Below are 9,971 nucleotides of genomic sequence, written 5' to 3'. Positions count from 1 at the left end.
TCCGGGGCGGTGCCGGGGGTGCCGTCGCCGACCGGGCCGGCCTCGGCGTCGGCGGCGGCCGGGGCGTCGTCGGACTCGCCGGCGCCCGCGCCCGCCAGCGCCGCCAGCACGACCGCGCCGAGCTCGGTCACGTCGCCGGCCCCCACGGTCAGGAGCAGGTCGCCGGGCGCGGCCGCGGCGGCCACGGCCCGCGCCGCCTCGTGCCGGTCGGCGACGAACCGCGCGCGCCCGGGCGTGGGCACCCGCTGCACGATCGTGTCGCCCGACACCTCGGGGTCCGGGTCCTCGCGGGCCGCGTACACGTCGGTCACGACGACGGTGTCCGCGAGGTCGAGCGCCGCGCCGAACTCCGTCGCGAACGTCCGGGTGCGGGAGTACAGGTGCGGCTGGAACAGCACGTGCACCGCGCCGTCGCCGGCGACGCCCCGCGCGGTCCGCAGCAGCGCCGCGACCTCCGTCGGGTGGTGGGCGTAGTCGTCGACGACCCGCACGCCCGCGGCGGTGCCCCGGTCCTCGAACCGGCGGCCCGTGCCGCGGAACTCCCCCAGCCCGGCCGCGACGGCGGCGGGGTCGGCGCCGACGGCCCAGGCTGCGAGGTACGCGGCGGCGGCGTTGGCGGCGTTGTGCTCGCCGGGGACGGCGAGCGCGAGGTCGGCGCCGGGCACCTCAGCGGTCCGGGAGGTCAGCGTCGTGCGCCAGGTGCCGCCCGCGGCGACGACGGGACCGACGACGAGGTCCGGCCCGAGCTCGCCGATCGAGGCGTCCGTGCCGTAGGTGAGCACGCGGACGCCGCGGCGGGTCAGCCGCTCGCCGACCTCGGCCACCAGGCGTGCCGCGCCGGGGTCGTCGAGGCACGCGACCAGCGCGCCGCCGTCCAGCACCCGGTCGGCGAACGCCGCGAACGCGGCCTCGAACGCCTCGGTGGTGCCGTAGTGGTCCAGGTGGTCGGGCTCGACGTTGGTGACGATCGCGACGGCGGGGGCGTAGGCCAGGAACGAGCCGTCGGACTCGTCGGCCTCGGCCACGAACGCCTCGCCGGCGCCCGTCCGGTAGCCCGGGATCGCGCCCTGGGGGGTCAGCACGGTACCGCCGATCGCGTACGACGGGTCGAGCACGTCGTCCGCGCGGCCGGCCGCGGTCAGCGCCGTGGCCACCATCGCGGAGGTCGTCGTCTTGCCGTGAGCACCGGCGACCGCGATGCCGATGCGGCCGGCCATGAGCGCGGCCAGCGCCTCGGAGCGGTGCAGCACCGGCAGGCCGCGCTCGCGCGCCCGGGCCAGCTCCGGGTTGGACTCGCGGATGGCGCTCGACAGGACGACCGAGTCGACGTCCTCCACGTGGGCGGGGTCGTGGCCGACGTGCACGGTGACGCCCGCGGCGCGCAGGCCGTCCAGGGCCGGCCCCTCCTTCGCGTCGGAGCCCGACACGGTCAGGCCGCGCGCGGCCAGCAGGCCGGCGACCGCCGACATGCCGGCGCCGCCGACGCCGACCAGGTGCACCCGGCCGAGGTCCGCCAGTGCGCCGACGGGCGCGGCGGCGTCCCTGGAGCCGGCCGCCGCGACGACCGGGGTCGCCACCGTCAGCGGCGCCGACGCGGGCACCGCGCCCGTCTCGTCGGAACCGGCCGCCTCGAGGCCCGCCCCGTCCGTCTGCGCGCCCGCCGCCTCCGCCGCGACCCGCTCGGCCTCGGCCCGCTCGGCGGCGAGCCGGTCCTGCTCCGCGCGCTCGGCCCGCTCGGCCTCCTGCGCCGCCGCCCGCTCGGCCGCGGCGCGCTCCGCCTCGGCGCGCTCCGCCGCGAGCCGCTCGCCCTCGGCCAGCGCGTCCTCGACCAGGTCGGCGACCCGCCCGGCGGCGTCCGGCACGCCGACCCGCGCGGCGGCCGCGCCCATCTCCCGGCGCCGGCCGGCGGCCTCGGGCGCGAGCAGCGGCAGCAGGTTCGCCGCGATCCACTCCCCCGTCAGCGCCTCGTCCGCCACCAGCACGCCGCCGCCCTCGGCGACCACCGGCTGCGCGTTGAGCCGCTGCTCGCCGTTGCCGACCGGCAGCGGCACGTACACCGCGGGGATGCCGAGCGCGGCGAGCTCGCTCACGGTGCCCGCCCCGGACCGGCAGACCACGAGGTCGGCGACCGCCAGCGCCTGCTCCATCTCGGCGAGGTACTCGCGCACGTGGTACCGCTCGGCGCCGGGGACCCCGCGGACCGCGGAACGGACGTCCTCGGCCTTGCCCGCCCCCGTGAGGTGCAGCACCTCGGCGCCGGTGGCGAGGATCGCGCGGGCCTGCGCGGCGACCGCGCGGTTCACCGACAGCGCGCCCAGCGAGCCGCCGGTGACCAGCAGCGTGACCCGCTCGGGGTCGAAGCCCAGCTCCGCCGCCGCGCGCCGCCGGTTCGCGCCCGCGTCCGCCGCGCGCTCCGCCAGCAGGTCGACGATCTCCGGGCGCAGCGGCAGGCCGGTGACCTGGGCACGCGGCAGCCGGGTCCCCGGGAAGGTCACCGCGACGGCGGCGGCGCGCCGGGCGCCCAGCCGGTTGGCGAGCCCCGCGCGGGCGTTCTGCTCGTGCACGACGACCGGCACACCCCGCGACCGGGCGGCGAGGTAGGCCGGCGTGGACACGTAGCCGCCGAAGCCGACCACCGCGCCCGCGCCGAGCTCGTCGATCGCGGCGCCCGCGGCGTCGATCGCCTCGCGCAGCAGCCGGGGCAGCCGCACCCAGTCGACGGTGGGCCGCCGCGGGAGCGGCACCTTCGGCACCACGAACATCTCGAGCCCGCGCTCCGGCACCAGCCGCGCCTCGAGCCCCTCGGCGGTGCCCAGGGCGGCGACCCGCAGCTCGGGGTCGCGGGCGCGCAGCTCCTCCGCCACGGCGAGCAGCGGGTTCACGTGCCCGGCCGTGCCCCCGCCGGCGAGCAGGACCGCGCGCGGACGGGGCTCGGCGCCCTCCGCCGGGCCGGTGGGGGCGTCGGGTGCGGTCACGGTGTCCTCCGGGGTCACGGGCAGGCGGGTCGGGCGCGGCGGTGGCCGCTCAGGTCGGGGTGGGGCGCGCGCGACGCCGGGACGCGGCGGCGCGGCGGCGGTCAGGCACGGGTCCGGCCGATCACGGCGAGCGACCGGCGGACCACGCTGGGCCGCGCGGCGAGCGCCTCCGCGGCGCCCGGCTCGGTGCGGGCGAACGAGATGACGACGCCGAGCGCGACCAGCGTGGTGATCAGGGCCGAGCCGCCCGCGGACACCAGCGGCAGCGGCACGCCGATGACCGGCAGCAGGCCGACGACCACGCCCATGTTCACCAGCGCCTGGCCGATGATCCACGCCGCGACGCCGCCGGTGACGATCTGGGCGAACGGGTCGCGGTGCCGGGCGATCACCCGGAACATCGCGAACGCCAGCACGCCGAACAGCGCGAGGACGAGGAGCGTGCCGATCAGGCCCAGCTCTTCGCCGATGATCGCGAAGATGAAGTCGTTGTGCGCCTCGGGCAGGTACGACCACTTCTCGCGGCTCTGGCCCAGGCCGAGCCCGAACCAGCCGCCGGTGGCGAGCGCCTGCAGGCCGTGCTTGGTCTGGTAGCAGCCGGCGGTGACGTCGCACGTGCCGCTGAAGAAGTTGAGGATGCGGCCGACCCGGTTCGCGCTGCCGATCGCCAGGGCCGCGACCACGACGCCCGCGAGCACGCCGGCGCCGGCGAAGATCCGCATCGGGACGCCGGCGACGAACAGAGCACCGGCCACGAGCAGGATCATGATCATCGCCGTGCCGAGGTCGTGCCCGAGCAGCACCAGCCCGATCGCGCCACCCGCGATCGGGATCGCCGGGACCGCCGCGTGCTTCCAGTCGTCGAACATCGGCTGCTTCCGGACGAGGATCATCCCGAGCCACACCACCAGGGCGAGCTTGAGCGCCTCGGACGGCTGGGCCGAGAACCCCGGCAGGTAGATCCAGCCCTGGTTGCCGCCCTTGCTCCGGCCCAGCGGGGAGAAGACCAGCAGCTGGGCGACGACACCCAGGCCGAGCAGCGGCCACGCGAGCCGCTTGTACGTGGCGGGCCGGATGCGCGAGGCGAGCCACATGAGCGGCAGCCCGATCATCGCGTACTGCGCCTGCCCGAAGAAGACGGTGTACGGGGACTTGCCCGACGCCAGCGAGTCCACGGACGACGACGACAGCACCATGACCAGCCCGAGGACGAGCAGCAGCAGGCTGGCACCGACGAGCAGGTAGTAGCTCGTCACCGCGCTGTTCCACTGCCCGAGGCGGGAGGGGCGCCGCTCGGCGGCGCGCGGGGCCGGGGCGTCCGTCGTCTGTGCCATCGGCGCCGGGGTCACCCCCTCGGGTGCAGGGCGCGCACCTCGGCGGCGAACGCCTCGCCGCGGGCGGCGTACGAGGCGAACTGGTCCATCGAGGCGGACGCGGGTGCGAGCAGGACCGTGGTGCCCGCCGCCGCGCGGGTCTCCGCCAGGCGGCGGGCCTCGGTCACGGCGCGGGACATCACGGACCCAGTGTCACCGGGATCCACGCGGACGACGGGGACCTGCGGCGCGTGTCGGGCGAGCGCGTCGGCGAGCGGGGCGGCGTCCACCCCGATGAGCACGACGGCGTGCAGCCGGTCGGCGCGGCGGGCGACCAGCTCGTCGAACGTCGCGCCCTTGGCGAGGCCGCCGGCGACCCACACGACGCTGCCCCCGGCGAACGAGGCGAGCGAGGCGGCCGCGGCGTGCGCGTTCGTGGCCTTGGAGTCGTCGACGTACCGGACCCCGTCGACCTCGGCGACGGTGGCGATCCGGTGGGCCCCGGGCGCGTAGGCGCGCAGGCCCGCGCCGACGGCCTCGGGCGGCACGCCGTGCGCGAGGGCCAGCGCCGCGGCGGCCAGCGCGTTCTGCACCACGTGCGGCGCCAGCCCGTCCGGGCCTGCCAGGTGCGCCAGGTCGTCGAAGGTCGCGAGCTCGGCCGCGTGCGTGTGGCGCAGGGTCGCGAACCCGCGGTCGACCAGCATCCGGTCGACCAGCCCGACCTGCCCGACCCCGGGCGAGCCGAGCGTGAACCCGACCGCCACGGCGCCGTCGGCGACCTCGGCCTCGCGGACCAGGTCCTCGGTCGTGCGGTCGGCCGCGTTGTACACGCAGGCGACCTCGACGCCGGAGTAGATCCGGCCCTTGTCGGCCGCGTACGCGTCCAGGGAGCCGTGCCAGTCGAGGTGGTCGGCGGCGACGTTGAGCACCGCGGCGGCCTGCGCCGCCATCGACTCGGTGTGGTGCAGCTGGAACGACGACAGCTCGACCGCCAGCACGTCGAGCGCCGGGTCGGTCGCCGCCAGGACCACGGGGGTGCCGACGTTGCCGACCGCCGCCGTGCGCCGCCCCGCCGCCTGCAGCACGGACGCGAGCATCTCGACCGTCGTGGTCTTGCCGTTCGTGCCCGTCACGGCGAGCCACGGCGCCGGGCCGTCGCCGGTGTCCCGGTCGACGCGCAGCCGCCAGGCCAGCTCGACCTCGCTCCACACCGGCACGCCGGCCGCACGGGCGGCGGCGAGCAGCGGGTGCGCCGGCGGCCAGCCGGGCGAGGCGACGACCACGTCGACCCCCGCGAGGCCGTCCCCCGCGAGGAACGCGGCCACCTCGCGGACGTCGGCGTCCTCCGCCCGGTCGTCGACGGTCGTCACCCGCGCGCCGAGGCCGGCGAGCACGTCGCGCGCGGCGCGCCCGGACACGCCGAGCCCCGCGACGACGACCCGCGCCCGGCCCAGACCCTCGGCCCCACTCAGGTCGGCAGCCACGGTCAGCCCGTCACCCACTCCGCGTAGAAGATCCCGATGCCCAGCGAGACGAACAGCCCGGCGATCAGCCAGAACCGGATCACGATCGTGACCTCGCCCCACCCCGACAGCTCGAAGTGGTGGTGCAGCGGGGCCATCTTGAACACCCGCTTGCCGGTCATCTTGAAGAAGCCGATCTGGATGACGTCCGACAGCACGATGATGACGAACAGGCCGCCGATGATCGCGGCCAGCACCTCCGTGCGGGTCACGATCGACATGCCGGCGAGCGCGCCGCCGAGGGCGAGCGACCCGGTGTCGCCCATGAAGATCTTGGCCGGGCTGGCGTTCCACCACAGGAAGCCGAAGCACGCGCCCGTGACGGCCGCGGCGACCACGGCCATGTCCAGCGGGTCGCGGGTGGCGTAGCACTTGAGGTTCTCCGCGAGCCCGCAGCGCTGGTTGAACTGCCAGACGCAGACGATGACGTACGCGCCGAACACGATCAGCGACGAGCCGGTGGCCAGGCCGTCCAGGCCGTCGGTGAGGTTCACCGCGTTCGACCAGGCGGTGATGAGGAAGTTCGCCCAGATCACGAACAGGATCGCGCCGATCGTGGCCCCGGCGAACGCCAGGTCCAGGCCGGTGTCCCGGATGAACGAGATGCTGGTGGACGCGGGCGTGCGCAGCGTGGCGTCGGGGAACTGCAGCGCCAGCACCGCGAACGTGATGCCGACGAAGCCCTGGCCGACGATCTTCCACCGGGCGGACAGCCCGAGGCTGCGCTGCCGGGAGATCTTGATGTAGTCGTCGAGGAAGCCGACGACCCCCAGGCCGGTCATGAGGAACAGCACGAGCAGCGCGGACGCGCTCGGCAGGTTCCCGGTGACGAGGGCCGCGACGCCGAAGCCGATCAGCGTGGCCCCGATGATCACGACGCCGCCCATCGTCGGCGTGCCGCGCTTGGTGTAGTGCGCGGTCGGGCCGTCCTGGCGGATGAACTGGCCGTACTGCTTGGTGACCAGGAAGTTGATGAACAGCGGGGTGGCGAGCAGCGCGACGACCATCGCGACGCCGCCGGCGACGAGGACGGAGATCATGCCCGCACCCCCGTGTCCGTCAGCAGGTCGCCCAGGCGCCACAGGCCGGCGCCGTTCGACGCCTTGAGCAGCACCACGTCACCCGCGCGCAGCTCGCGCTCGAGGAACGCGGTCGCCGCGTCGACGTCGTCGACCATGACCACCTCGTCGCCCCAGGAGCCCTCGCGCTGCGCCCCGGCGAAGATGCCGAGCGCGCCGGACCCGACCACGACGGTCAGTCCGACGTTCAGCCGGACCACCTGGAGGCCGATCGCCTCGTGCTCGCGGCGCGCGTCCTCGCCGAGCTCCATCATCTCGCCGAGCACCGCCACCGACCGGCGCTCGCGCCCCGCGACCACGGCGAGCGCGCGCAGGGCGGCCCGCATCGAGTCGGGGTTGGCGTTGTAGGAGTCGTCGATGACGGTGATCCCGTCGGGGCGGTCGACGACGTGCATCCGGTGCGGGCTGATCGCGTCCGCGGCGGACAGGCCGGCCGCGACGTCCGCGAGCGGCAGCCCGACGGCCAGCGCGGCCGCGGCCGCGCCCAGCGCGTTGTGCACGTGGTGCTCCCCCACCAGCCGCAGGGTGACCTCGGCGGTCTCCCGCGAGCCGTCGCCCTCGACCGGCGGCACCCGCCCCGCGTCCAGCGTGAAGCCCGCGCGCCCGGCGCGGTCGACCCGCAGGCCCACCGCGCGCACGTCGGCGCCCGTGGTCGTGCCGAAGGTGGCGACGGCCGCCGGCGCCTGGGTCGCCATCGCGAGCACCCGCGGGTCGTCCGCGTTGAGCACCGCGACGCCGTCCGGGGCCAGCCCGGCGACGAGCTCGGCCTTGGCGCGCGCCACGGCCTCGATCCCGCCGAAGCCCTCGAGGTGCGCGTGGCCGACGACCAGCACCACCGCGACGTCGGGCGGCGCGATGTCCGTCAGGTACGTCAGGTGCCCGATCCCGGACGCGCCCATCTCGAGCACCAGGAACCGGGTCTGCTCGTCGGCGCGCAGCACCGTCAGCGGCAGGCCGATCTCGTTGTTGAACGACTTCTCCGGGGCGACCGTCGGGCCCGCCGCGGCGCACAGCTGCGCCAGCAGGTCCTTGGTGGTGGTCTTGCCGACCGAGCCGGTGACGCCGATGACCCGCAGGTCCGTGCCGCCGGGCTCGACCGCCGCCTCGCGCAGCCGCTCGAGCACCACGCGGGCGAGGTCGCCGAGCGCCTTCTCCACGTCGTCGACCACGACCACCGGCAGCGCCGTCGGGCCGCCGTCGTCGGGGCCGTCCTGCGTCACGGGGCGGGAGCCGAGCACCAGGGTCGCGCCCGCGCGCACCGCGGCGGCCGCGAAGTCGTGGCCGTCCGCGTGCTCGCCGGGCAGCGCCACGAACAGCGAGCCGGGCTCGACCTGCCGGGAGTCGACCACGACCGGGCCGGTCACGACCGTCGCCGGGTCCAGGTCCTCGGGGTGCAGGCGCCCGCCGGTCGCCGCGGCCACCTCGGCCGCCGTCATCGCGATCACGCGGTCTGCTCCTGCGCCTCGCGCGCCGTCAGGGCGGCGTCCGCCGCCCGCAGCACGTCGCGGTCGTTGTACCGGTGGAAGACTCCGGCGATCTCCTGGGTCGGCTCGTGGCCCTTGCCCGTGATGATGATGGTGTCCAGCTCCGTCGCGAGGTCGAGGGCGTCGTGGATGGCCTGGGTGCGGCTGACGGCCTCGTGCACGTCGGCCAGCGCGGGGCGCTCCTCGCGCACCCCGTCCAGGATGGCGGCCCGGATGGACGCGGGGTCCTCCGAGCGCGGGTTCTCGTCGGTCACGACCAGCACGTCCGCGAGGCGGGCGGCGATCCGGCCCATGAGGGGCCGCTTGCCGCGGTCGCGGTCGCCGTCGGACCCGAAGACGATGACCAGCCGACCCGGCGTGATCGGCCGCACGGCCTCCAGCGCCAGGACCAGGGCGTCCGGGGTGTGCGCGTAGTCGACCAGGCACAGCGGTCGCGGGCTCGCGCCGCCGCGGCGCTCGATCACGCGCTCCATCCGGCCGGGCACGCCCGAGGCGGTGCCGACGGCGTCGATCGCGACGTCCAGCGGCACCCCGGCGCGGTGCGCGAGCACGATCGCCAGCGCGGCGTTCGACACGTTGACCAGGCCCGGCAGCGGGCTCGCGGCCCGGTGCCCCTCGCCGTCCGGGCCGCGCAGCGTGAAGGTCGAGCCCACGCCGTCCAGGCCGACGTCGGCCTCGGTGACGGCCCAGTCGGCCGTCTCCCCCTCCGGGGCGCCGACGTGCGTCGCGACGGTGTCGACGGGGATCTCGGCCTCGCCGGCCAGCCGGCGGCCCCACTCGTCGTCGACCACGACGACCCCGCGGCGCGCGTGGCCGGCGCGGAACAGCTGGGCCTTGGCGCGGAAGTAGCCCTCCATGTCGCCGTGGAAGTCCAGGTGGTCGCGCTGCAGGTTCGTGAACCCCGCGACGTCGAGCTCCAGGCCGTTCATCCGGCCGAGCGCGAGCGCGTGCGAGGACACCTCCATGGCGGCGGCGGTCGCGCCGCGCTCCAGGCCGCGGGACAGGATCGACTGCACGACCGGCGCCTCGACCGTGGTGCGGGGGCTCTCGATGGCCTCGTCGCCGATCTTCAGCTCGACCGTGCCCATGACGATCGTCCGCTCGTGCTGCCGGCGCAGCGCGGCCTCGACGAAGTACATGGTCGTGGTCTTGCCGTTGGTGCCGGTGACGCCGACGGTGGTCAGCCTGCGGCCCGGGTGGTCGTGCAGCTCGGCGGCGAGGACACCGGCGATCGCGCGCGGGTCGTCGGTGACCAGCACCGGCAGCGCGCGCACGGCGTCGTCCGCGGACGCGGCCAGCACCTCGGCGCCGGCCCGGTCCGTGACGACCGCCACGGCGCCGGCCGCCGCGGCCTGCGCCGCGTGGGTCGCGCCGTGGGTGTGCGCGCCGGGCACGGCGACGAACAGGTCGCCCGGGAGGGCGTCGCCGCTCGCCACGGTGACCCCCGAGGTCGCGAGGTCCGCCGGCAGCGCGGCACCGGCCCTGACGAGCCCGAACGCGTCGGCGAGGTCGGCGACCCGGCGGCTGTGGGGGTACTCCGGCCGCAGCCGGCCCTGCGGGGACGTCATAGGGAGAATCTACCGCGAGGCCCGCGGGC

6 protein-coding genes are annotated in these 9,971 nt (G+C 76.5%); all 6 read right to left on the bottom strand.

All coding sequences use genetic code 11. The annotated features are described in order from the left end of the window. A partial coding sequence (gene murC / locus J5O08_RS21525) for a UDP-N-acetylmuramate--L-alanine ligase (RefSeq protein ID WP_308281353.1) occupies nucleotides 1–2,975 on the bottom strand: 2,975 nt, incomplete at its 3' end. 101 nt (nucleotides 2,976–3,076) lie between these two features. After that, a complete protein-coding gene (gene ftsW / locus J5O08_RS04610) occupies nucleotides 3,077–4,309 on the bottom strand; it encodes a putative lipid II flippase FtsW (protein ID WP_218705662.1) in 1,233 nt (410 codons plus the stop codon). A gap of 11 nt (nucleotides 4,310–4,320) precedes the next feature. Beyond that, complete coding sequence (gene murD, locus J5O08_RS04605) at nucleotides 4,321–5,772, bottom strand: UDP-N-acetylmuramoyl-L-alanine--D-glutamate ligase (RefSeq protein WP_308281351.1); 1,452 nt, start codon at nucleotides 5,770–5,772, stop codon at nucleotides 4,321–4,323. A gap of 2 nt (nucleotides 5,773–5,774) precedes the next feature. Next, the gene (gene mraY, locus J5O08_RS04600; protein WP_218705661.1) at nucleotides 5,775–6,851 is read right to left on the bottom strand and encodes a phospho-N-acetylmuramoyl-pentapeptide-transferase; all 1,077 of its coding nucleotides are present in this window, start codon (nucleotides 6,849–6,851) and stop codon (nucleotides 5,775–5,777) included. Then, nucleotides 6,848–8,335: a UDP-N-acetylmuramoyl-tripeptide--D-alanyl-D-alanine ligase gene (murF, locus tag J5O08_RS04595; protein ID WP_218705660.1), complete on the bottom strand. Its 1,488-nt coding sequence runs from the start codon at nucleotides 8,333–8,335 to the stop codon at nucleotides 6,848–6,850. Before murF ends, mraY begins: the two co-directional genes overlap by 4 nt. Continuing rightward, nucleotides 8,332–9,942 (bottom strand): UDP-N-acetylmuramoyl-L-alanyl-D-glutamate--2,6-diaminopimelate ligase, encoded by a 1,611-nt coding sequence (locus tag J5O08_RS04590; RefSeq protein WP_218705659.1) that lies wholly within the window; start codon nucleotides 9,940–9,942, stop codon nucleotides 8,332–8,334. The genes murF and J5O08_RS04590 overlap by 4 nt, the downstream gene beginning before the upstream one ends. Nucleotides 9,943–9,971: the final 29 nt, after the last annotated feature.

Origin of the sequence: Cellulomonas sp. PS-H5, from assembly GCF_019265565.1 — a bacterium.
Classification (GTDB): Bacteria; Actinomycetota; Actinomycetes; order Actinomycetales; family Cellulomonadaceae; genus Cellulomonas.
The sequence above is the reverse complement of the archived record's forward strand: the minus strand, read 5'-3'. Positions and strand labels throughout refer to the sequence as shown.